The following is a 22,736-nucleotide window of genomic DNA, read 5'->3' on the forward strand; positions in this document are numbered from 1 at the left end:
TTGCGTCGCTATGTCCACGTCATTGCGAGCGCAGCGAAGCAATCCATCTATCCCGGCGCCGCGCTATGGATTGCTTCGCTGCGCTCGCAATGACGGAGAAAGAGGCTGCGCCACGTGTCCATCCCTCACCCTGAGGAGGCCGTGGAGCGGCCGTCCCAAAGGGCGAGGCGACTGGCCGGAACACCATCTCCGAGGTCATGGAACCCGGACCTCCGGCCGCCGTAACCGCCCGGCCTGCCTCGATTTCCGGCAGTCGGATTCCCCTTTGGTAACCTAAAGTTAACCAAGCTTAGCGTCTGGTTAGGGACGGAATGACGCGCTGATAGCCCTCGTTTTGACATGTTGGCAGGGGAAGCAGGACCCGGCTTTCGGCGGGCCCCCCATGCGACACCAAGAGAGCTTTCGCGCTGGCGCATGACGCCGCGCCCGACGCGCGGCTGTGGTACCGGCAGCCGTTTGCTCCCGGAGGAAAATAGGGACACTTGCGTTGAGAGGATACCGCCCATGAATCCCGCCGACGTGGCTCCGGCAGCCCTGCCGTTGGTCTCCGCCGACGTGTCGCTGATAGCCCTGTTCATGCAGGCCCACTGGGTCGTGAAAACAGTCATGCTGGGGCTGTTGGCCTGCTCGGTCTGGGTCTGGGCGATCGCGATCGACAAGATTTTCCTCTATTCGCGCACCAAGCGCGCCATGGACCGGTTCGAGCAGGCCTTCTGGTCGGGCCAGTCGATCGAGGAACTCTACCGCGCGCTGTCAGCCAAACCGACGCAGTCGATGGCGGCGTGTTTCGTTGCGGCCATGCGCGAGTGGAAACGCTCGTTCGAGAGCCAGACACGCTCCTTTGCCGGCCTGCAGATGCGGATCGAGAAGGTGATGAACGTCTCCATCGCCCGCGAGGTCGAGCGGCTGGAACGAAGACTCCTGGTGCTGGCGACCGTCGGCTCGGCCGGGCCGTTCGTGGGCCTGTTCGGAACCGTCTGGGGCATCATGTCGAGCTTCCAGTCGATTGCGGCCTCGAAAAACACTTCACTCGCCGTTGTGGCGCCCGGCATTGCGGAGGCACTGTTTGCGACCGCTATCGGTCTTATCGCTGCCATCCCCGCGACCATTTTCTACAATAAGTTCACGTCCGAAGTGAATCGGCAGGCGCAGCGGCTGGAAGGCTTCGCCGACGAGTTTTCAGCCATCCTGTCCCGCCAGATCGACGAGCGGGCGTGAGGACGGCAAATGACGAGCGCATCGTGAGAGCAAGATCATGGCGATGAACATGGCAGGTTCGGCCGGCGGTGGCGGTGGACGCCGCGGCCGGCGTCGCGCCGCCGTGATGGCGGAGATCAACGTCACGCCGATGGTCGACGTGATGTTGGTGCTCTTGATCATCTTCATGGTCGCGGCGCCCTTGATGACGTCGACCATCGATATCGATCTGCCCGTCGCCGGCGGCGGCAAGTCGCTCGCCGCCAACGCGCCGCCGCTGACATTGTCGGTCAAGCGCACCGGCGGAGCGTGCAATTCGAACGTCGAGCTCTATCTCGGCGATACGCTGATTTCGGCCAATGACCTGTTGCCCAAGATCAAGGCGATCCGGGAGACCCGGTCGGATGCCGAGAGCGTGGTATACCTGCGCGGCGACAAGGACGTCTGTTACACGGATATGATGAAACTTTTGGGGTATATTCGGACGGCGGGATTCAAGGCCAATATCGTCATCATCCCAGAGCAGGGCTCATGAGCCATGAAGCGGCACGCGACGGCTGATAGCGGAGCGGGAAAGCTCAAGTGAAGGTCAAGGACGTCGACAAGACACTGGTTGCGTCGGTCGCCCTGCACGTCCTCGTGCTGGGGTGGGCGATGGTGTCTGTCTCGACCAAGGCTCTCGAAATGCCGCCGGAAGATTCGGTGCCGGTCGATGTGATCTCTCCCGACCAGCTTGCCAAGGTCATGGCCGGCATGAAGACCGGCAAGAAGGAAAACCCGAAGCCGCTGGTCGAGAAGGTCGCCGAGGCCAAGCCGGTCGACGATGCCGTGGGCAAGGTCACCGAGAAGGCGCCCGTCGTGACCGAGACCGCGCCGCCCCCGCAGCCCAAGGTCGAAGAAAAGCCGGTCGAGAAGAAACCCGACCCGCCGAAGGCCGTCGAGAACAAGCCGAAGGAAGAGCCGAAGCCGGTCGAGAAGAAGCCCGACCCGCCAAAGGCCGCCGAGAACAACCCGACCGAGAAGAAGCCGGATCCGGTCAAGCCCGACCCGATCGCTGAAGCGATCAAGAAGGAAGAGAAGAAGCCGCCGCCGAAGCCGGTGCAGGCCGCCAAGCCGCCGGAGCCGGCGAAGCCGAAGATCGTTGAACGGCACTTCGATCAGACACAGATCGCGGCCCTCCTCGACAAGCGTGACCCGTCGCGTCAGGCCACGACTGGCGACACGCTGAATTCGAACGCCGCGCTCGGCCTTTCGAAGGGCGCGGCTGCGGACAATTCCGCGACATGGGGCGCGATGTTCCAGCGGCAGGTCGAACGGTGCTGGAAAAAGCCCTATGGCGGAATCGAATCGCAGAAGCCTGAGGTCGCGTTTGCCATTCGTCTGAAGCGCGACGGCACCCTTGAAGGCTCGCCGGTTCCGGAAGGCGTTCCGTCGACACCCTTCCTTCGCGTCTATCAGGAGAGCGCGTTACGCGCGATCCTCGAATGCCAGCCGTACAAGCTGCCGGCGGCCCTTTACGAGGAATGGAAATATTTCGCGCCGGTGTTCAAGGAAAAAATCTGACCGCGCTCGCCCATTGGCGATCACACTTATTGGCGATCACACAAGAGCAAGATTGAAGCCATGACTGACAAAGATGCATTGCCTGATATGTCGTTCCGCCTGAGCCGCCGGCAGATCATTTCCGGAATGGCCGCGCTTGGCACGATCACGGCCGCGCCGGTTCGCAGCGCATTTGCGCAGGCGCCGAAGCGGATCCCCATTCCCGAAGGTGAGTTCGTTCCGCTTCCGATCGCGATCCCGAATTTCGTGGCGGGCACGCCGGGCGACGCTGAGGTCGGCGTCGGCGTGGCGCAGGTCATCACCAACAATCTCAAGCGCAGCGGGTTGTTCGCGCCGGTCGATCAGGCCGCCCACATCGAGCGCATCACCAACATCGACACCGCGCCGCAATTCAATAGCTGGAAGCAGATCAACGCGCAGGCGCTGGTGACCGGCCGCATGACGCGGCAGGGCGATGGCCGCCTCAAGGCGGAATTCCGCCTGTGGGACGTCAACACCGCCCAGCAGCTCACCGGCCAGCAATATTTCACCTCGCCGGAATACTGGCGGCGGATCGCGCACATCATCTCCGACCAGATCTATGAACGCCTGACCGGCGAGAAAGGCTATTTCGACAGCCGCGTCGTGTTCGTCGACGAGACCGGGTCGAAGGAGCGCCGCGTCAAGCGGCTGGCGCTGATGGACCAGGACGGCGCCAATGTCAGATTCCTGACCAAGGGAAGCGATCTGGTGCTGACGCCGCGCTTCTCGCCGTCGACCCAGGAAATCACCTACATGGAGTTCGGCCAGGGCGATCCGCGCGTTTTCCTCTTCAATATCGAAACCGGACAGCGCGAGATCGTCGGCAATTTCCCGGGCATGTCGTTTTCGCCGCGGTTCTCGCCGGACGGCCAGCGCATCATCATGAGCCTGCAGCAGGGCGGCAACTCGAACCTGTTCGTGATGGATTTGCGTTCGAAATCGACGACGCGGCTGACCGACACGCCGGCGATCGACACCTCGCCGTCCTATTCGCCCGACGGCTCCCGCATCTGTTTCGAATCCGATCGCGGCGGCAAGCCGCAGATCTATGTCATGGCGGCCACCGGCGGCGGCGCGCAGCGCATCTCGTTCGGTGAGGGCAGCTATTCGACGCCGGTGTGGTCGCCGCGCGGCGACTACATCGCCTTCACCAAGCAGGGCGGCGGACAATTCGCGATCGGCATCATGAAGACCGATGGTTCGGGCGAGCGCATCCTGACCTCGGGCTTCCACAATGAAGGCCCGACCTTCGCGCCGAACGGCCGGGTCGTGATGTTCTTCCGCGAGCCCGGCGGCAGCGGCGGCCCGTCGCTCTATACGGTGGATATCTCAGGTCGTAACGAGTTGCGGGTACCAACGCCCGGTTTTGCCTCCGACCCGGCATGGTCGCCGCTCTTGTCTTGATGGAACCCGGTCGCGCGGGCGCACAGTCGTTAATCGGCAATCATTGCCTAGCCCGCTGATATTCCGGGCATATTTTTGCTGTGCGAAGCAAAAAGCAACGTCTCGGTAACGATGTTCCCTCAGAAAGGCTTCATCTGAGAAGGGTAGAACTACCTACCCTAACAGGACACGTGCCCTGCCGATGCAGTTGGTCGACGCGAAGAAACGAGGCAGCCGGGAAGAGCCGGAGCCGGCGCTCTATGCAGCGCTGGTCGATTCCATGTGCCAGAATTTCTGGCCGATGTTCATCGGCTCGGTCAGCACTGCCGTCGCCGCGGTATTGACGGCGCTCAAGACCGGCAACGTGCTGCTGTGGCCGTGCGCGGCGCTGATCATCGGCATCGGTACGGTTCGCGCCTTCCAGATGCGCAAATACGAACGGCGCACCCAGGTCCTTTCGTTCGAGCAGGCCAGGTATTTGGAGCCGCGCTATGCGATCGGCGCCATGGTCTACGCCAGCGTGCTGGGCGTCTGGTGCTTCCTCACGATTTTCGGCAACAACGACGCGGTCGCGCACATGATCTGCGTCGCGGCGACGGTCGGCTACACCGCCGGCGGCGCTGCCCGCAATTACGGCCGTCCCAAGCTGATCCAGTATCACATCCTGCTGGCTTGCGGCCCGATGTCGCTGGCGCTGGCGACGCATGCCGATTTTTTCTACATCAGCCTCGCCACGCTGCTGGCGCTGTTTTTCATGGGCCTCAAGGGCATCAACCTCAGCCTGCACGCCATCTTCGTCAAGGCACTGACGTCGAGCTTCCGGGAAGCGGCGCTGGCCGGCCAGTTCGATACCGCGCTGAACAACATGCCGCATGGGCTCTGCATGTTTCGCGCCGATGGCCGGCTTGCGGTGATGAATCATCGCTTCAGCGAGATGATGAACCTCTCCGAGGATCTTATCCAGGGCGGCGCCAGCGCGCACGACATTGTCACGGCCTGCATCAACTCGGACTCGATTTCGGCGGCTAGCGGCAAGATGATCCTGTCGGAGATCGTCAACACGCAGGCCCGTGACATGATCACCACCGATCCCGACGTCACGCGGGGCCGATCGCTGTCGTGGACGTTCCAGGCGATGGAGGGCGGCGGCGCGGTCGTGCTGGTCGAAGACATCACCGAACGCCGCAATGCGGAAGCCCGGATCAGTCATCTGGCGCGTTACGACGAACTGACGGCGCTGCCGAACCGGGTCAATTTCCGGGACGAGATCGGGCGGCTTCTGGCTGTCCAGCAGGGCGCCGAACAATTGTCGGCGCTGCTGTTCGTCGACCTCGACCAGTTCAAGCAGGTCAACGACACGCTCGGCCATCCCTGCGGCGACCAGTTGCTGTGCGCGGTGTCCGAACGGTTGCGCGAGATGCTGCGGCCCGAGGACTTCGTGGCGCGGTTCGGCGGCGACGAGTTCGTGGTGTTTCAGCAAAACATCCATTCCCCCGACGACGCCGCCGGTCTCGCCCGGCGCATCGTCGATCGCCTGAGCGAGCGCTACAAGATCGACAATCATCTGGTCGAGATCGGCGCCAGCGTCGGCATCGCCATGACCTCTCGCGGCGTCAGCGCCGATACGCTGTTGAAGAACGCGGACATGGCGCTGTACCGCGCCAAGGCCGACGGCCGCGGCACCTTCTGCTTCTTCCGGGAAGAGATGGCGCAAGTCGTCGAATCCCGCCGCATCCTCGAACTGGACCTGCGCAAGGCGCTGGCCAACGAGGAATTCGAGCTGTTCTTCCAGCCGCTGGTCAATCTCAAATCGGGACGGATATCCACCTGCGAGGCGCTGTTGCGCTGGAATCATCCGGTTCGCGGCACGGTTTCCCCGACCGATATCATTCCGGTCGCCGAGGACATGGGCCTGATCGTCGATCTCGGCCGCTGGATTTTGCGCAAGGCCTGCATGGAATGCATGAAATGGCCCGAAGGCGTCAGCGTCGCGGTCAACTTCTCGCCGCAGCAGTTCCATCAGCGCGACGTGCTGAGCGAAGTCCGCTATGCACTCGAGGTCTCCGGCCTGCAGGCGAACCGCCTCGAAATCGAGATTACCGAGTCCTCGCTGCTGCGGAACACGCAGCTGACGCACGATGTGCTGTCGCAATTGCATTCACTCGGCGTGCGGATCTCGCTCGACGACTTCGGCACCGGCTATTCCAGCCTGAGCTACCTGCATAATTTCCCGCTGCAGAAGGTGAAGATCGACCGCTCCTTCCTGGAAGGGATCGACAGCGACCGTCCGCTGACGCTGCTGCGCGGCGTGGCGCGGCTGTCGGCCGATCTCGGAATGTCCGTGGTGGTGGAGGGCATCGAGACCAATGAGCAGCTCGAATTGATTAGCGCCGATGGCGCGGTAACGGAGGCACAGGGCTATCTGTTCAGCCCGCCGGTGCCCGCGGTGCGGGTTCGCCAGTTGCTGAATGCCTCGCATGGCCGCCGTCCGCCGGACAGCGTGCTGGTTCCGGTCGCCTCACGGTCCATCGCTTGATCCCGTATCTCCGTGGAAATACGGGGGAATCGGGTCTCCCGGGGTAACCTTAATCTCTCGAAGCCTTTGCAATCTCGTTAACAAGCTGTTAATCCTCTACCCGCTCGTAGAGGTTGCTTGGAAGCGTTAGGAGTGCAGCATGAGGTCCCCGGCCGAACTTAATACGGCCTTTGGACGGAGTTCGGACCTGTTGGATCAAGTCGACTATCGTCTAGCGCAAACACCTGAAGAAAAAGAAGAAATTTACAACCTTCGCTACCGTGCCTATCTTCGCGAAGGGGCTGTCAAGGAATCTCCCGCGCAGCGTGTCACCGATCAGTATGACGACCTGCCGAATTCCTGGACATTTGGCGTCTATCTGTTTGGGGAACTCTACAGTTCCGTTCGCATCAGCGTGTTGACCCCGGAGTGGCGGGAGTCCTGTTCGGCAGAGGCATTCGGCGAAATTCTGTATCCCCGGCTCGATCGGGGCGAGGTCATCATTGACCCCGCGCGTTTCGTCGCCGACCCTGACAAGGTCAAGCGGTTTCCGGAGCTGCCCTATCTGACGCTGCGGCTCGCCTATCTGGCTTGCGAATATTTCAACGCCGATCTCGGGCTGGCGATCGTGCGTGCCGAGCACCAGGCGTTTTATCGCCGCGTGTTCCTGCACGAAACCATTGCCGAACCCCGCATGTTCCCCGGCCTGCTCAAGCCGGTCGGGCTGATGGCGGCGGATTTTCCGGTGATGAAGGAAAAGGTCTTCGAGCGCTATCCGATCATGCGATCGACCGCGTTCGAGCGGCGGATGCTGTTCGAGCGCGCCGGTGGCCGGGCCGCACGGCCGGCCCGTGTCGCCTCCGCATACGAGCGGGCCTCGGTTGCTCCGAGTTCCTGAACGGGACGGACCGCGGGCAGAATCAGCTGCCCGGTCCGTGTCTGCTTCCTCCGCGCCCGGCAACCCGGCAAGGCTTCCTCATGCCTCGGGGCCGGCGTATTTCGCCCCGATGCCCATGACAAAGCCCCAAATGTGGTGATTTGGGCCCAGCGCACACTTGCCTTCACCCTCGCGCCACATTTACAAACCATTAACTATCGCGGTCGCTTTTCACGGTTTGTCGGCATTTGACCGGGTCCGGCAAGGTTCCATCAAGGTTGACGGAACGTTCGCTTAACCATCGACCTGTAGACCGGATAACAGTCGAAAAACGTGAGCGCGGAGGCTCCGGAATGAAATATCAGATGCGTATCCTCCAGGGATGGAAGCTGGCGGCTGTGGTCGCGGTGGCGCTGTCGATGGGCGCCTGCGCCAAGAACAACGTCGGCGCCGATGGCGCGATGGCGAGCGCGGCGACCCCGGGGAGCCAGCAGGATTTCGTGGTCAATGTCGGCGACCGCGTGTTCTTCGAGAGCGACCAGACCGAGCTGAGCCCGCAGGCAATCGCCACGCTGGAGAAGCAGGCGCAGTGGCTGCAGACCTACAACCGCTATTCCTTCACCATCGAAGGCCATGCGGACGAGCGCGGCACCCGCGAATACAACATCGCGCTAGGTGCACGCCGCGCCCAGTCGGTGCGCAGCTATCTCTCTTCGCGCGGCATCGACCCGAACCGCATGCGCACGATCTCCTACGGCAAGGAGCGTCCGGTGGCGGTCTGTAACGACATCTCCTGCTGGTCGCAGAACCGTCGCGCCGTCACGGTGTTGAACGCCGGCGCCTGACGCGTTCGACCTTTTTCAGATCTCAGAACCGGCGCTTCATGCGCCGGTTTAACTGCACATTGTGCTTGCAAGCCAAGCGGATGCCGGCTCGGCTTGAGAAAACGCGTCAAGAACTTAATCTAGCGTCGCAGGATGAAGTTCCGGAGAAGTGCCATCGCCCGTTCAGGCGCATCGGGCACCACGGCGTGCCCGCAATTCGCAAACCGTTCGAATTGCACCAGGTGCTTCGGTAGCGCCGTTGCGATGTCCACCTGGCTCTCGATCGGATGCATCGGATCGTCTTCGCCGCCCATCACAAGGGTCGGGCACTGAATGCGATGGAGGTCGGGGAACATGTTGAAGGTGTGGCTCTCGCCACCCGGCTTTGCGGAAAAATGCAGCGCCACCTCTGGCTTTCCGACCGTACGGCTTCCGAGGTTCGGGTCGCGCGGCGTCCGCGTGTAGACGGGGAAGGCGAGATTTCGCCAGGCGTCGACCGCAGCCTGATCCCGCGGGCTGTCGACGTCCAGAAACCTGCGGCGCGCAAGCGCGCCCACTTCGGGCCCGCCGAGGCGCTCGAATAGCGCCACGCGCCGGTCAAGATAGGTGTCTCCAGCGGCTTCGGTGCTGATCAGCACCAGCTTTGATGGGTGGTCGGGATGGCGAGTGGCGTAGGCCAGCGCCACCATGCCGCCGAATGATGCGCCCAAGACGATCGGGTCGGCGATGCCGAGTGCGTCGCAGAAAGCCCGCACGTCGTCGCCCCACTGCGCCAGATGCCAGCTTTCCTTGGGACCATCCTCGCTTCGGCCATTGCCGCGATGATCGAGATAAATGATCTGCGCGATATCGGCCAAGGCGGAATAGGCAGGCTTGTAAATCGAATGGTCGAAGCCGGGGCCGCCATGGAGCAGGAGGAGGGTCGGCTTTTCCCGCATCGCCGGGCCGTCGGGGACGAATTTCGCGCCCTCGACATCGAAGAACAGCCGCACCCCGTTCACAGATACGTGCATGAGCTGAAATCCTTCGATTTGTGAACGCCGTCGGACTGGGCGACTTGTCTTGAAGGGGATACTAAACCATATCGGAACCCGGCGTCCGGATTCGGAAATGCCAGTCACAATTCCGGCGCACTCCCTCAGTGTGTTCTGCTTTCGTTTGACACGCGATTTCGTCGTCAGGGCAAAATGTCATCCAGATTCATCAATGCTGCCAGTGCCGCGGTGATTGCCGCGACGCTGGCTTTGTCTGTGCAGACCTCATCCGCACAGATCACGTTCCCGTGGGAGCGCGAACGCGCTCCGCAAGGCTACCCGCAGGGCCAGCCGCAGTCCGATGACGCCGATCTGGAAATGCGGATCCAGCGGCTGGAAAGCCAGCTCCGGCAACTGACCGGCCAGAACGAGGAGTTGCAATTCCGCAACCGGCAGCTCGAAGAGCGGCTGCGCCAGCTCGGCGCCGCGCCGCCTGCGTCCGGCGGCCAACCGCCGGGCGCGCAGCCCAGCGTGGCCGCGGCGCCGCCTCCAGTTCAGTCCGGCCCGCCACAGGGGCAACAGGGCTATCCGCAACAAGGATATCCGCAGCAGGGCGCTCGTCAGCAGCAGGGCTATCCACCGGGCCAGCCAAGCTACGACCAGCAACCGCAGGTCGCCTCGCCCGCGCCGATCGCACAGGATCCGGCGGCCCCTGCGGCCGGCGGCCGGCGCCGCGGCGATGCCTTCGACCCGTCCCAGAATCCCAACGCCCCGGGCGCACCGCGCGCGCTCGGCGGTGGCCAGATGCCGATGTCGAGCGAAGCGGCGGCCGGTGCGCCGGGCGGGCGCGGTCCGGGCGAACCGCTCAATCTCGGCGGTCCCCGCGATCCCGGTGGCGCCGCCTTGCCGCCGCCTGCTGCAGCCGCACCGCCCCCGCGCGGCCCCGGGCCCGGCGCCAGCGCCGCGCTGACCACGCTGCCGCCTTCAGCCACGTCGAAGGACGAATTCGATCTCGGCATCGGCTACATGCAGCGCAAGGATTATGCGCTGGCCGAAGCGACGATGAAGAACTTTGCGCAGAAGTATCCGAGCGATCCACTGATCGCGGACTCGCAATACTGGCTCGGTGAGAGCTATTTCCAGCGCCAGCAATATCGCGACGCCGCCGAAGCATTCCTCGGCGTGACCACCAAGTTCGACAAGTCGGGCAAGGCGCCCGACGCCCTGCTGCGGCTCGGTCAGTCGCTGGCAGCGCTGAAAGAAAAGGAAGCCGCCTGCGCCGCGCTCGGCGAAGTGACGCGGAAATATCCGCGCGCGTCTGCCGGCGTAAAGGCTGCCGTCGATCGTGAGCAGAAGCGGGTCAAGTGCTGATCTGCCGTGTCGGCGATTGGCGCTGATTTCTCTTGCGGCCCATGGTGGACCGCAAGAGCGTATCGCAGCGATCTATTCCGCCTGCTCGATTGCAGCCGGCATCCTTGCCACGGACATCAGTGATCGCGCCACCTGGTTGAGAAGCTGATCCGAGTTCTCCTCTTCGGCCAGCGACTTCGACAACAGGGCGACGACCGCGCTGTGGCGCAGTTGCTGGGCGAGGTTCTTCGCCGTCGTGTAGGCCGACATCTCGTAATGTTCGACCCGTTGCGCCGCGCCGATCAGCGCGAGGTCGGCTGCGGCATCTTCCTTTTTCTCGCCTTCGGCCATCACCTCCTGGCCTTCCTCGATCAGCCCCATCATGCCCTTGCAGGGTTTCGCGCGGGCTGTCTTGCCGAGCAGATCGAAGCACTCGTTGATGCGCTCGACCTGGTTTTCGGTCTCGACCAGATGTTGCTCGAACAACTCGCGCAGCTGATCGAAGCGCGCCACCTGGGCCATTTTCGGCAGCGCCTTGGTCAGTTGCTTTTCCGCATGCAGGATGTCGCGGAGTTCATCGATCAACAGATCGTTCAGCCCGGCCTCGTCGGCCGGCGGCGAGCTTTCCGTGACAATGGCGCTGGCGGCGCCCGGTTCGGCCTGAATGGCCGGTGATTCCGTGAATACCCAGCCGTTGCCTTCGTTCCAGGGCCCGCGGGTATCGATCTCGCCATGCTCACCGGTTCCGGTGGAATCATTGAAGAACTGGTCGACCAAGCCCGGCGTCGGTGCGATGCGGCCGATGCTGAAGGCGGGCTTGCTCATGCTTTCCAGCGCCAGCGAGAACGCCTTCATGTGGGTGATTTCGCGGGTCATCAGGAACTGCAGGGCGTCCTTGGTGCCAGCGTCGTCGCAGAAATTGATCAGCCGTTCGTAGACGATCTTGGCGCGCGCCTCGGCCGCGATGTTGCTGCGCAGGTCGACGTCGAGTTCGCCTGTTACCTTGAGGTAGTCGGCCGTCCAGGCGTTGCCTTGCGAATTGAACAGATTTACCCCGCCGCCACCCGCAATCGCGATCAACGGATCGGCTTCCGCCGCCTGGCGGTCGAACTTCATGGGTTTGAGGTGCATGCGCGCCAGCGTGCCGACGATTTCAAGATGACTCAGTTCCTCGGTGCCGATGTCCATCAAGAGGTCCTTGCGGTCCGGATCCTCGCAATTGAGCCCCTGAATCGAATACTGCATCGCGGCCGCAAGCTCGCCATTGGCGCCGCCGAACTGTTCAAGGAGCATATTGCCAAAGCGTGGGTCGGGTTCATCAACGCGAACGGTGAACATCAGTTTCTTGACGTGGTGATACATGGGATGCCTCGAAGGTTGGGATGATGAGTCCCGAACGGCACGCTCTGTGCTTTGTTCCTAACTAAACCGTGTGGGGATAGGCCGTGCTCCGTCTCAATCGGAACGGGCCTGACGCGGCGGTTGATGGTGTTGCCAGCGCCTTGCGATCGTCGGCGGATGGCTCCAAACATAGGCGTTCCCATTGCGCGGCCGAGCCATGCCCGATCCTGACCAGTCCCCGATCTCGGTCCAGCAAGCGAAAGATCTGTTCGCACACTGGAAGGCCGCGCCCGCGCTCGTGCTAGCGGTATCCGGCGGTCCCGATTCCCTTGCCCTGATGTGGCTTGCCGCCCGCTGGCGCCGTGCGCTTTCGCGCGGGCCGCGATTGATCGCCGCCACCGTCGACCACGGCTTGCGCCCCGAGGCCGCACGCGAGGCGCGCGACGTCAAACGTCTCGCACGCACGCTCGATCTGCCCCATCGCACGCTGCGTTGGACCGGGACCAAGCCGAAGACCGGCCTGCCGGCCGCAGCCCGCGCGGCGCGCTATCGGCTGTTGGCGAAAGCCGCGCGCGCTGGCGGCGCCACGCACATCCTTACCGCGCATACCCGTGACGACCAGGCCGAGACGCTTTTGATGCGGATGCTGCGCGGTAGCGGCATCGCCGGTCTCGCCGCGATGGCGCGCGAGACCGAGCGCGAGGGCGTGTGGCTGGCGCGGCCGTTGCTCGACGTTCCGAAATCCCGGCTCGTTGCGACGCTGGGCAAGGCGAAGATCGCCTTTGCCGACGATCCCACCAATCGGGACACGAGCTTCACGCGGCCGCGGCTGCGCGCGTTGATGCCTGCGCTGGTCGAGGAGGGTGGCGACAGCCGAAACCTGGCGCGGCTGGCAACAAGGCTGGCGCGGGCGAATGCCGCGATTGAAGTGCTGGCCGACGGCGCCGAGCGCTATCTCGCTTTGAGAGATCGCGATGATGCCTCGCGCTTCGGATTCGATGCCGGAGCGTTTGCCGGTCTGCCAGAGGAAATCCGGCTTCGGCTGCTCAAGCGCGCGATTGACCGGGCCGGTCACGAAGGGCCTGCGGAACTCGGCAAGGTCGAGGCGCTGCTGGCGGTGCTGGACCGGGCCATTGCGAATGGCGGGGGGCAGACAAGGCTGAAACAAACGCTGGCCGGGGCGGCGATCAGCTTGACGAAGGGACGAATTCATGTCGATTCAGCACCGCCGCGGAGGGGCAACCGGCCGTGAGAAGCGTTCCCATACCGCAATATCCGCGATATCGGCACGAAGAGCCTTAACCACCCCGGAAAAACCTCGGCTTTTGCGTCATTTTTTGACCGGGAATCGCGTTTAGATGCGTTAAATAGTCCTGAGTGGTTCCCTTGGCATTGACCCGGGCGCCACCTAAATTGGGTGCAGTGGACCGGGGATTCTCGCCTCACTACCCAAGGAATACTCTAGGGTTACTGCCAAGGACATAGGGCCGCGATCCGCGCGACCACGAAGGAAGATCAATGAACGCCAATCTGCGCAACTTCGCCCTCTGGGTCATTATTGTTTTGCTGCTGTTGGCATTGTTTACGCTTTTCCAGAATCCCGGTCAGCGCACGTCCTCGCAGGACATCTCGTTTTCGCAACTGTTGAGCGATGTCGACCAGGGCCGAGTGCGCGACGTCGTGATCCAGGGGCCGGACATCCACGGCACCTTCACCAACGGCTCTTCGTTCCAGACCTATGCGCCGAGCGACCCGAACCTGGTGAAGCGTCTCTATGACGCCAAGGTCTCGATCACCGCGAAGCCGCCCGGCGACAACGTGCCGTGGTTCGTCTCGCTGCTGGTTTCCTGGCTACCCTTCATCGCACTGATCGGCGTGTGGATCTTCCTGTCGCGCCAGATGCAGGGCGGCGCCGGCAAGGCGATGGGCTTTGGCAAGTCGCGCGCCAAGATGCTGACGGAGGCCCATGGCCGCGTCACCTTCGAGGATGTTGCGGGTGTCGACGAAGCCAAGCAGGACCTGCAGGAGATCGTCGAATTCCTGCGCGATCCCGGCAAATTCCAGCGCCTCGGTGGACGGATTCCGCGCGGCGTGCTGCTGGTCGGCCCTCCCGGTACCGGTAAGACGCTGATCGCGCGTGCGGTCGCGGGCGAAGCCAACGTGCCGTTCTTCACCATCTCGGGTTCGGACTTCGTTGAAATGTTCGTCGGCGTCGGCGCCAGCCGCGTCCGTGACATGTTCGAGCAGGCCAAGAAGAACGCGCCCTGCATCATCTTCATCGACGAAATCGATGCGGTCGGCCGTCATCGCGGCGCAGGTTTAGGCGGCGGCAATGACGAGCGCGAACAGACGCTCAACCAGTTGCTGGTCGAGATGGATGGTTTTGAGGCCAATGAAGGCGTGATCCTGATCGCGGCGACCAACCGTCCCGACGTGCTCGATCCCGCGCTGCTGCGTCCGGGTCGCTTCGACCGCCAGGTCGTGGTGCCGAACCCTGATGTCGTCGGCCGCGAGCAGATCCTGAAAGTTCACGTTCGCAAGGTGCCGCTGGCGCCGGATATCAACCTCAAGACCATCGCGCGCGGCACCCCGGGCTTCTCCGGCGCCGACCTGATGAACCTCGTCAACGAGGCGGCGCTGACCGCCGCCCGCCGCAACAAGCGCATGGTGACGCAGGCCGAGTTCGAGGAAGCCAAAGACAAGGTGATGATGGGCGCCGAGCGCAAGTCGCTCGTCATGACTGAGGAAGAGAAGCTGCTGACCGCCTATCACGAGGGCGGCCACGCAATCGTCGGCCTCAACGTCGTCGCGACCGATCCGATCCACAAGGCCACGATCATTCCGCGCGGCCGTGCGCTCGGCATGGTGATGCAACTGCCCGAACGCGACAAGCTGTCGATGTCGCTCGAGCAGATGACCTCGCGTCTCGCCATCATGATGGGCGGCCGCGTTGCGGAAGAACTGGTCTTCGGCAAGGAGAAGGTTACGTCCGGCGCCTCTTCCGATATCGAGCAGGCAACGCGACTGGCGCGCATGATGGTAACGCGCTGGGGTCTGTCCGAAGCGCTTGGCACCGTGTCCTACGGCGAAAACCAGGACGAGGTGTTCCTGGGCATGTCGGTATCCCGCACCCAGAACGCATCGGAAGCCACGGTTCAGAAGATTGACACCGAGATCCGGCGCTTTGTCGAAGAGGGCTACAACGAAGCCACGCGAATTCTCACCGAGAAGCGCGAGGACCTCGAAACCCTGGCAAAGGGCCTGCTCGAGTTCGAGACGCTGAGCGGTGACGAGATTCAGGACCTGCTCAACGGCAAGAAGCCCAACCGCGAGTCGGTGCTGGAGCCGAGCACGCCGCGCGCCTCCGCCGTGCCGCCGGCCGGCAAGCCGCGCCCGCGTCCCGATCCGGACCCCGGCCTGGAGCCGCAGCCGCAGGCGTAAGAGCGGCTCGTATCTGAATAAGAAACGCGGCGGAGACGCTGCGTTTTTTTATGTCCCCGTTATGTCGGCGCGAAATGACGTTCGAGGATTTGCTCCGGCGTCTCCGTCACCTCGATCGTCTGCCCGTCGCCGACGTAGGTGAGAATGGTGCGCTCGCCGTCGCGCGACATGCTGCCGACGAGCGCGATGTTGATGTGGATGGGCTGCCTCGTCTCGAATCCCGTGCATTGAATCCAGAAGCGCATCACGATCTCCTTCGATATCGCGCTTGATCATAAAGATAGTCGCGGCAAATTGTAGGGTGGGCAAAGCGCAGCGTGCCCACCATTCGCAGTGGCGGTCTTGAGACGATGGTGGGCACGGCGCTTGTGCGCCTTTGCCCACCCTACGCAACTCCCGTGCTACGCCAGCGTCCGCAACTCACGAGCCGCCGCGACCATGTTGACGAGCGCGGGCCGCACTTCTTCCCATTTGCGGGTCTTCAATCCGCAATCCGGATTGATCCAGATCTGGGCGTCGGAGAGCCGCATCCGCGCCAGCCTGAGCAGGCTGGTCATCTCTTCGATCTCGGGGACGCGCGGCGAATGGATGTCGTAGACGCCGGGGCCGATTTCGTTCGGATAGCGGTAGTCCCTGAACGCGTCGAGCAACTCCATTTTCGAGCGCGAGGTCTCGATCGAGATCACGTCGGCGTCCATCGCGCCGATCGCGTTGATGATGTCGTTGAACTCCGAGTAGCACATATGGGTGTGGATCTGCGTTTCGTCGCGCACGCCGGATGAACAGAGGCGGAAGGCATCGACGGCCCAGTCGAGATAGCCCTGCCATTCCGATTTGCGCAGCGGCAAGCCTTCGCGCAGTGCGGCCTCGTCGATCTGGATCATGCCGGCGCCGGCGGCCTCGAGATCGGCGACCTCGTCGCGGATCGCGAGCGCGATTTGCCGGCAGGCCTCGCTGCGCGCAATATCGTCACGTACGAACGACCAATTCAGGATGGTGACGGGACCGGTCAGCATCGCCTTCATCGGCTTCTTCGTCAGCGACTGCGCGTACTGCCACCACTCGACCGTCATCGGCTTCGGGCGCGAGACGTCGCCGAACAGCACCGGCGGACGGACGTAGCGCGATCCGTAGGATTGCACCCAGCCGTGGCTGGTGAAGGCGAAGCCCGCGAGCTGTTCGCCAAAGTACTGCACCATGTCGTTGCGCTCGAACTCGCCATGCACGAGCACGTCGAGACCGATGGTTTCCTGCCATTGCACCGCCTGGGCCGTCTGGTCCTGCAAATAAATCTTGTAGACTTCATCCGTCAGGGCGCCGCTGGCGTGTGCGGCGCGCGCTTTCCTGACTTCGGTCGTCTGCGGGAACGAGCCGATGGTCGTGGTCGGGAACGCCGGCAGGTTGAAGCGCTCGTGCTGCACGCCGACACGCTCAGTGAACACGCTGGCGCGACGACGCATGGCGTCATCGATGCCGGCGATGCGCGCTGCGACCTTCGCATCGTGAATCCGCGGCGAGGCCGTGCGCGCGGCGGCCGCCTCGTCCGAGCCCCGCAGGGCGGCTGCGACGCTGCCGCGTCCGCCGGCGAGTGCCGTCCCGAGTGTGCTCAGTTCCTCGAGCTTCTGCACCGAGAACGCCAGCCAGCTCTTGATTTCGGAATCGAGCCCGGTTTCCAGCGCCAGATCGATCGGGACATGCAGCAGCGAACAGGAGGGCGCGATCTGCACACGGTGCTTGCCGAGTTTCGCGATCACGGGTTCGAGCCGGTCGAGGATCCTGCTCAAGTCCGCGCGCCAGATGTTGCGGCCGTCGATGATACCGAGCGACAGCACGCGGTCTTTTGGAAAATCGGCGAGGCCATCGATCTGTTCAGGCGCGCGCACCAGATCGAGATGCAGGCCGGCGACGGGCAGCGCCAGCGCTGTAGCGCGATTGCCGCCCAGCCCGCCGAAATAGGTCGCGAGCATGACCTTGAGCTGCGGCACCGCGTTGGCGATCTCCGTATAGGCGTAATGCAGCGCCTGCCGGGCGACGATATCGAGGTCGAGCACGAGACATGGCTCATCGATCTGTACCCATTCGGCGCCGCGGTAGGCCAGCTCGCGCAGCACCTCGATGTAGACCGGCAGCAACCGGTCGAGCAGCGACAGCGTGTTGAAACCGGCATCCTTGCTTTTTGCCAGCTTGAGAAACGTGACCGGGCCGACAAGCACAGGGCGGGTCTGATAGCCCAGCGCCTTGGCTTCCTCGTATTCCTCGATCGGCTTGCGCGAGGCGAGGGTGAACTGCTGATCCTTCGCCAGTTCGGGCACCATGTAGTGGTAGTTGGTATCGAACCATTTTGTCATTTCCAGCGCCGGTACGCCGTGCGCGGCGTCATGCCCGTGATTGATATGGCCGCAGCTCGCGTCATGCGTTTTTCCTTGCGCACCGCGGGCCATCGCAAAGTAAGTCGCGAGCGGGACCGGGCCGCCGTTCCAGCGATAGATTTCCGGGATCGCGCCGACCATCACTGACGTGTCGAGCATCTGGTCGTAGAACGAGAAATCGTTCGACGGGATCACGCTGACGCCGAGCTTTTTCTGGCGCGCCCAGTTGGCGGCGCGAAGACCCGCGCCGGTTTCGATCAGGGCTTTTTCGTCCGAAGCGCCGGACCAGAAGCTTTCCAATGCGAATTTCAGCTCGCGGCGCGGGCCGATACGTGGCGTGCCAAGGGAGGCAACGGGAAGTGAGGAAGTGGAGATTGTAGAAGGAGACGTTGCAGTAGACATTGGCTTAACCCCAAAAGTTGGGGGCAAAGGCCGAAGTGACACGTCTGGATTCCGCGTACGGCGGAGCGTGCGCGGAAATCGCAACCGCACCACCGGGACACCCCGCCCGAGGACGTGTATGTTGTCGAGGCAGGTCTCCTGGCTCACGGGTCAATGCTGCTGTCCGGCCTTCCCGAAACCAATCATGGTCTCAGTGACTTTGTTGGACAGCGGCTCGCCGCTTACAGTTGCGGGGGCAGCTCCGGCTTTGGCTTTTCGGCCGCACCGGCTTCCCTCTTAGCTTCGGGCCGAACGAGCCCGAAGAACCACGACGGATTCAGTTAAGGTCAAGCGTGACCCCAGTCAATACGAGCCCGGAGTGGGCAGTTACCCATCACTCTTGATGGATACCATTGGGCGAGATATCGAAGTAGCTCAGTTCTGCGGCATTCCTTGGGGCACGATGGTTCTGACGATGGAGGCATCGAGGGCCTCGTAATCGTGCAGGCCGATCGTTGCGTAAAGTTCAGCGCGCGTCTGCATCTGGTCGAGCATCTTGCTGGTGCTGCCGTCGCGCTTAAGTGCCGTAAACAGGTTCTGCTGGGCCTTGTTGGCGACGCGGAGCGACGATACCGGCCAGATCACCATGCGATAACCCATCGCCTCGAACTCCGACGCGGTGAAGAACGGCGTCTTGCCGAACTCCGTCATGTTCGCGAGCAGCGGGACACCGGGAATGCGCCTGGCGAACTCCTCGAACATCTCGCGCGAAATCATTGCTTCCGGAAAGATCGCGTCCGCTCCCGCTTCCAGATAAAGTTTGGCACGCGCTACCGCACCGTCCATGCCCTCGCTGGCTGCGGCATCAGTCCTTGCGATCAGATAAAGATGACGCCGCGCCTTGGCGGCGGCGGCGACCTTGGCTGCCATGTCGCGCGCATCCGCCAGCTTCTTGTCGTTGAGATGGCCGCATTTTTTCGGAAGCAGCTGGTCCTCGATATGAACGGCCGCAGCACCGGCATCCTCGAAGGTGCGCACCATGTTCATGACATTGAGCGCTTCGCCATAGCCGGTGTCGCCATCGACCAGCACCGGCAGGCCGCTGGCGCGCGCCACCTGGCGGATGAAGAAGGAAACTTCCTCGATCGTAATGATGCCGAGATCCGGCAGGCCCATCGAAGCCGTCATCGCCGCACCCGACAGATAGAGTGCGAAAAAGCCGGCGTCGCGCGCCTGCAGCGCGGCCATTCCGTTATGCGTGCCCGGCATCTGGAGAATGCCCGGTGTGTCCAGGAGGTCGCGGAAGCGAGCCCCGGCCGGCTTGTCGGCGATGTCGGTACCCAGGAGATACACCATTACTGCTCCTTACGCGGCGCGGGGCGCGATTGTCGCTTTGCCACGCTCATGCAGCGGCACGAACTTCAGGTTCTCCGGGCCGACATAGTTCGCGGCCGGGCGGATGATCTTGTTGTTGATGCGCTGTTCCATCACATGCGCCGCCCATCCCGACGTCCGTGAAATCACGAACAGCGGCGTGAACATCGCGGTCGGCACGCCCATCGCGTGGTAGGAGACCGCGCTGAACCAGTCGAGATTGGCGAACATCTTCTTGGCATCGGCCATGACCGCCTCGATCCGGTCGGCGATTTCGAACATCCGGGTGCTTTCGCCCTCAATGCTGAGGCGCCGTGCGACTTCCTTGATCACCTTGTTGCGCGGATCGGCAATGGTGTAGACCGGGTGACCGAAGCCGATCACGACCTCCTTGGCCGTGATGCGCCGGCGGATATCGGCTTCCGCTTCTTCCGTATCGCCGTAGCGCTTCTGCACTTCGAAGGCGATCTCGTTGGCGCCGCCATGTTTCGGCCCGCGTAGCGCACCGATCGCGCCGGTGATGGCGGAATACAGGTCTGAGCCCGTTCCGGCGATCGAGCGCGCGGTGAACGTCGAGGCGTTGTACTCGTGTTCGGCGTAGAGGATCAGAGACGTATGCATCGCGCGTTCGTGCGATGGCGGCGGCTTCCTGCCATGGAGCAAATGCAGGAAGTGCGAGCCGATCGAATCATCGTCGGTTTCGACGTCGATCCGGCGGCCATGGTGGGCGTAGTGGTGCCAGTAGAGCAGCATCGATCCAAGCGAGGCCATCAGCCGGTCGGCAATGTCGCGCGCGCCGGGCTGATTGTGATCATGGGCCTCGGGAAGGATGCAGCCGAGCGCGGAGACGCCGCTTCGGAGGACGTCCATCGGATGCGCGGCGGCGGGCAACAGTTCCAGCGTCTGCAACACCGCGAGCGGCAACCCGCGCAGCGCCTTCAGCTTGGCTTTGTAGTTTTTGAGCTCCGACAGCGTGGGCAGGCTGCCGTGAACCAGAAGATACGCGATCTCCTCGAACTCGCAGGTTTCGGCGACATCGAGAATGTCGTAGCCGCGATAATGCAGGTCGTTTCCGGTGCGGCCGACCGTGCACAGCGCGGTGTCGCCGGCAATCACGCCTGATAGCGCGACCGATTTCTTCGGCGGCGGCTTGATATCCGTCATCTCAATCTCCCTTATCGCTTGCCGGCGGCGCGCTGGACCGTAACCGGAACAGTGTCGCGCCAGTCGAAGATTCCGTGCGTCGATGTCGCGCCGAGGAACTTTGGATCAACCGTGAAAGTGAGGTCGGTCAGCTCGCCTGCCTTCAGCGACGGCAGTCTTTCCACCGTTGCGATGAAGCGATTCTGCTCAGCCGCGGCGATCACGCCTTCCGCCAGGTTGCGGAACTTGCGGATGTAGTCCGTCCGCCCAAACGGACGGGCTCCCAGCGGATGTGCATCAGCCAGCGCGATCTCGTCGCTGATGACGGAGCCGCCTTTCAGCCTCACGACGACGCGGCCGCCGAACGCTTTTTCCTTCGGATCATGGCTATGGTAGCGGCGGGTCCATGCGGGGTCTTCGACGGTCGAGATCTTGCGCCACAGCGCGACCGTGGTCTCGCGGCCCGCGCGCTCGGGCGCGTAGGATCGTTCGTGATGCCAGCCGCCGTCTTCGAGCGCGACCGCGAAAATATACATGATCGAATGGTCGAGCGTTTCGCGGCTCGCCTTCGGGTCCATCTTCTGCGGATCGTTGGCGCCGGTACCGATGACGTAGTGGGTGTGATGGCTGGTGTGGATGACGATGCTTTCGATTTTCGAGAGATCGCCGATCTTCGGTCCCAGCCGGCGCGCGAGGTCGATCAGGGCCTGGCTCTGATATTCCGCCGAATGCTCCTTGGTGTAGGTGTCGAGAATGGCGCGCTTGGGTTCGCCCTTCTCAGGCAGCGGCACCATGTACTCCGCCTTGGGGCCGCCCAGCAGCCAGGCAATGAAGCCGTCCTCGCCTTCATAGGCGGGTGATGGCGCGCCTTCGCCACGCATCACGCGATCGACGGATTCGATCGCCATCTTGCCGGCGAAGGCCGGCGCATAGGCCTTCCAGCTCGAGATCTCGCCCTTGCGCGATTGCCGCGTGGTCGTGGTGACGTGAAGCGCCTGCTGGACGGCCTGATAGATCGTCTCGGCAGGCAATCCGAGCAGTGCGCCGATCCCGACGGCGGCGGACGGGCCGAGATGAGCGATGTGATCGATCTTGTGCTCGTGCAGGCAGATGCCCTTCACCAGATCGACCTGAATTTCGTAAGCGGCAGCCAGCCCACGCACGAGGTCCGCGCCCGTCAGCCCGCAGTGCTGGGCGACAGCCAGCACCGGTGGAATGTTATCGCCGGGATGCGAATAGTCCGCGGCGAGGAACGTGTCGTGGAAATCGAGTTCGCGGACGGCCACGCCGTTGGCCCAGGCGGCCCATTCCGGCGAAATCCGCTGTGACGGCGTCAGTCCGAACACGGTGGCTCCCGGTTGGAACGGATGCGCCTCGGCCTGCACTCGCGCGCTGACGACGGGGCGACGCGCGACCGAGGCTGCAGCGACGGCGGCGTTGTCGATGATGCGGTTGCCCAGCATCTCCACCACATCGCTCTCGACCGCGACCGGGTCGGCGGCGACCTCGGCGATCTTCCAGGCCAGTTGGCTCGCTCGCGGGAGACGATCGGCCGATTTGAAAGTACGAACGCTATGCTGTTTCAAGACGCAGCTTCCTTCTGGATTGGATCGGTGATGGTTGGTTGCGTGATCGGGACCGGGCGGCCGAATTCGTTCACCGCGACCATTTCGAACGTTCCGCGCACCGCGGATTTCCGCCTGCCGCTGATCAGGTCTTCGCGGATCATGTCGACGGCAACGGTCATGGAGCTGCGGCCGACGCGCACGACCTGGGCAACGAGCTCGACGAGTTCGCCGACATGGATCGGCTCGTGAAATTCGATTCTGTCGGAGGTCGCCATGACGACGCTCTGGCGGGCGTGCCGCGTGGCCGTGACGAATGCCGCCTTGCCCATCAGGCTAAGGGCATGGCCGCCGAACAGCGTGCCGTAGTGATTGGCCTGCTCCGGAAACACCATTTCCACGAACCGGGTCGGGATGG

18 protein-coding genes and 1 riboswitch are annotated in these 22,736 nt (G+C 63.2%); of the genes, 10 read left to right on the forward strand and 8 right to left on the reverse strand.

Translation table 11 applies throughout. The features are described 5' to 3' along the window. The first annotated feature begins 504 nt into the window (after positions 1-504). The 7 genes from tolQ (at position 505) to pal (ending at position 8,401) form a co-directional block, all read left to right on the forward strand. Positions 505-1,218, forward strand: a complete 714-nt coding sequence (gene tolQ, locus KIP88_RS24380; RefSeq protein ID WP_214490583.1) for a protein TolQ — start codon at positions 505-507, stop codon at positions 1,216-1,218. A gap of 37 nt (positions 1,219-1,255) precedes the next feature. After that, a complete protein-coding gene (locus KIP88_RS24385) occupies positions 1,256-1,732 on the forward strand; it encodes a biopolymer transporter ExbD (RefSeq protein WP_214490584.1) in 477 nt (158 codons plus the stop codon). Between the two features lie 119 nt (positions 1,733-1,851). Further along, positions 1,852-2,760 carry a protein TolA gene (locus KIP88_RS24390; protein WP_249791000.1) on the forward strand — a complete coding sequence of 303 codons (909 nt, stop codon included), beginning with the start codon at positions 1,852-1,854 and terminating at the stop codon, positions 2,758-2,760. Positions 2,761-2,847: 87 nt separating this feature from the next. Continuing rightward, positions 2,848-4,185: a Tol-Pal system beta propeller repeat protein TolB gene (tolB, locus tag KIP88_RS24395; RefSeq protein WP_214490728.1), complete on the forward strand. Its 1,338-nt coding sequence runs from the start codon at positions 2,848-2,850 to the stop codon at positions 4,183-4,185. 181 nt (positions 4,186-4,366) lie between these two features. After that, positions 4,367-6,700, forward strand: coding sequence for a bifunctional diguanylate cyclase/phosphodiesterase (locus KIP88_RS24400; RefSeq protein WP_214490586.1), 2,334 nt, complete (start codon positions 4,367-4,369; stop codon positions 6,698-6,700). Positions 6,701-6,839: 139 nt separating this feature from the next. Next, entirely contained in the window at positions 6,840-7,577 is a 738-nt protein-coding gene (locus tag KIP88_RS24405; protein ID WP_214490587.1) for a hypothetical protein, read from the forward strand. 332 nt (positions 7,578-7,909) lie between these two features. Next, positions 7,910-8,401, forward strand: a complete 492-nt coding sequence (pal, locus tag KIP88_RS24410; protein WP_108514164.1) for a peptidoglycan-associated lipoprotein Pal — start codon at positions 7,910-7,912, stop codon at positions 8,399-8,401. 119 nt (positions 8,402-8,520) lie between these two features. Here pal and KIP88_RS24415 read toward each other — a convergent pair whose 3' ends face one another. Further along, complete coding sequence (locus KIP88_RS24415) at positions 8,521-9,393, reverse strand: alpha/beta fold hydrolase (RefSeq protein ID WP_214490588.1); 873 nt, start codon at positions 9,391-9,393, stop codon at positions 8,521-8,523. A 174-nt stretch (positions 9,394-9,567) separates the two neighbouring features. Between KIP88_RS24415 and ybgF the strand changes: the two genes are divergently transcribed. Continuing rightward, on the forward strand, positions 9,568-10,725 hold the full coding sequence (gene ybgF / locus KIP88_RS24420; protein ID WP_214490589.1) for a tol-pal system protein YbgF: 1,158 nt from the start codon (positions 9,568-9,570) through the stop codon (positions 10,723-10,725). A 72-nt stretch (positions 10,726-10,797) separates the two neighbouring features. Here ybgF and KIP88_RS24425 read toward each other — a convergent pair whose 3' ends face one another. Then, positions 10,798-12,066: a DUF892 family protein gene (locus KIP88_RS24425; protein WP_214490590.1), complete on the reverse strand. Its 1,269-nt coding sequence runs from the start codon at positions 12,064-12,066 to the stop codon at positions 10,798-10,800. Between the two features lie 196 nt (positions 12,067-12,262). Here KIP88_RS24425 and tilS point away from each other — a divergent pair, with 196 nt between their 5' ends. Both tilS and ftsH read left to right on the forward strand, forming a co-directional pair. Further along, positions 12,263-13,297, forward strand: a complete 1,035-nt coding sequence (gene tilS / locus KIP88_RS24430; protein WP_214490591.1) for a tRNA lysidine(34) synthetase TilS — start codon at positions 12,263-12,265, stop codon at positions 13,295-13,297. A gap of 266 nt (positions 13,298-13,563) precedes the next feature. Beyond that, positions 13,564-15,486 carry an ATP-dependent zinc metalloprotease FtsH gene (gene ftsH / locus KIP88_RS24435; protein ID WP_214490592.1) on the forward strand — a complete coding sequence of 641 codons (1,923 nt, stop codon included), beginning with the start codon at positions 13,564-13,566 and terminating at the stop codon, positions 15,484-15,486. 59 nt (positions 15,487-15,545) lie between these two features. Here ftsH and KIP88_RS24440 read toward each other — a convergent pair whose 3' ends face one another. The 6 genes from KIP88_RS24440 to KIP88_RS24465 all read right to left on the reverse strand — a co-directional run bounded on the left by KIP88_RS24440 (position 15,546) and on the right by KIP88_RS24465 (position 22,713). Then, entirely contained in the window at positions 15,546-15,731 is a 186-nt protein-coding gene (locus KIP88_RS24440) for a hypothetical protein (protein ID WP_214490593.1), read from the reverse strand. 156 nt (positions 15,732-15,887) lie between these two features. Further along, a complete protein-coding gene (gene metE, locus KIP88_RS24445; protein WP_214490594.1) occupies positions 15,888-18,257 on the reverse strand; it encodes a 5-methyltetrahydropteroyltriglutamate--homocysteine S-methyltransferase in 2,370 nt (789 codons plus the stop codon). A 110-nt stretch (positions 18,258-18,367) separates the two neighbouring features. Beyond that, positions 18,368-18,582: riboswitch (cobalamin riboswitch) on the reverse strand. Positions 18,583-18,671: 89 nt separating this feature from the next. Beyond that, positions 18,672-19,592: a methylisocitrate lyase gene (gene prpB / locus KIP88_RS24450; RefSeq protein ID WP_214490595.1), complete on the reverse strand. Its 921-nt coding sequence runs from the start codon at positions 19,590-19,592 to the stop codon at positions 18,672-18,674. A 9-nt stretch (positions 19,593-19,601) separates the two neighbouring features. Next, the gene (gene prpC / locus KIP88_RS24455; protein ID WP_214490596.1) at positions 19,602-20,774 is read right to left on the reverse strand and encodes a 2-methylcitrate synthase; all 1,173 of its coding nucleotides are present in this window, start codon (positions 20,772-20,774) and stop codon (positions 19,602-19,604) included. Between the two features lie 11 nt (positions 20,775-20,785). Beyond that, entirely contained in the window at positions 20,786-22,339 is a 1,554-nt protein-coding gene (locus tag KIP88_RS24460; protein WP_214490597.1) for an MmgE/PrpD family protein, read from the reverse strand. After that, positions 22,336-22,713: an acyl-CoA thioesterase gene (locus KIP88_RS24465; RefSeq protein WP_214490729.1), complete on the reverse strand. Its 378-nt coding sequence runs from the start codon at positions 22,711-22,713 to the stop codon at positions 22,336-22,338. The genes KIP88_RS24460 and KIP88_RS24465 overlap by 4 nt, the downstream gene beginning before the upstream one ends. Positions 22,714-22,736 lie beyond the last annotated feature (23 nt).

The organism is Bradyrhizobium sp. SRL28 (assembly GCF_018596315.1).
Classification (GTDB): domain Bacteria; phylum Pseudomonadota; class Alphaproteobacteria; order Rhizobiales; family Xanthobacteraceae; genus Bradyrhizobium.

Bases quoted from the DNA above. Each gene is read 5' to 3' on its own strand.
- KIP88_RS24385 (WP_214490584.1), top strand. From the start codon at position 1,256: ATGGCGATGAACATGGCAGGTTCGGCCGGCGGTGGCGGTGGACGCCGC.
- prpB (WP_214490595.1), bottom strand. From the start codon at position 19,592: ATGGTGTATCTCCTGGGTACCGACATCGCCGACAAGCCGGCCGGGGCT.
- KIP88_RS24425 (WP_214490590.1), bottom strand. From the start codon at position 12,066: ATGTATCACCACGTCAAGAAACTGATGTTCACCGTTCGCGTTGATGAA.
- metE (WP_214490594.1), bottom strand. From the start codon at position 18,257: ATGTCTACTGCAACGTCTCCTTCTACAATCTCCACTTCCTCACTTCCC.
- KIP88_RS24390 (WP_249791000.1), top strand. From the start codon at position 1,852: ATGGTGTCTGTCTCGACCAAGGCTCTCGAAATGCCGCCGGAAGATTCG.
- prpC (WP_214490596.1), bottom strand. From the start codon at position 20,774: ATGACGGATATCAAGCCGCCGCCGAAGAAATCGGTCGCGCTATCAGGC.
- ybgF (WP_214490589.1), top strand. From the start codon at position 9,568: ATGTCATCCAGATTCATCAATGCTGCCAGTGCCGCGGTGATTGCCGCG.
- KIP88_RS24465 (WP_214490729.1), bottom strand. From the start codon at position 22,713: ATGGTGTTTCCGGAGCAGGCCAATCACTACGGCACGCTGTTCGGCGGC.
- tolB (WP_214490728.1), top strand. From the start codon at position 2,848: ATGTCGTTCCGCCTGAGCCGCCGGCAGATCATTTCCGGAATGGCCGCG.
- ftsH (WP_214490592.1), top strand. From the start codon at position 13,564: ATGAACGCCAATCTGCGCAACTTCGCCCTCTGGGTCATTATTGTTTTG.
- tolQ (WP_214490583.1), top strand. From the start codon at position 505: ATGAATCCCGCCGACGTGGCTCCGGCAGCCCTGCCGTTGGTCTCCGCC.
- tilS (WP_214490591.1), top strand. From the start codon at position 12,263: ATGCCCGATCCTGACCAGTCCCCGATCTCGGTCCAGCAAGCGAAAGAT.
- KIP88_RS24440 (WP_214490593.1), bottom strand. From the start codon at position 15,731: ATGCGCTTCTGGATTCAATGCACGGGATTCGAGACGAGGCAGCCCATC.
- KIP88_RS24405 (WP_214490587.1), top strand. From the start codon at position 6,840: ATGAGGTCCCCGGCCGAACTTAATACGGCCTTTGGACGGAGTTCGGAC.
- KIP88_RS24415 (WP_214490588.1), bottom strand. From the start codon at position 9,393: ATGCACGTATCTGTGAACGGGGTGCGGCTGTTCTTCGATGTCGAGGGC.
- pal (WP_108514164.1), top strand. From the start codon at position 7,910: ATGAAATATCAGATGCGTATCCTCCAGGGATGGAAGCTGGCGGCTGTG.
- KIP88_RS24400 (WP_214490586.1), top strand. From the start codon at position 4,367: ATGCAGTTGGTCGACGCGAAGAAACGAGGCAGCCGGGAAGAGCCGGAG.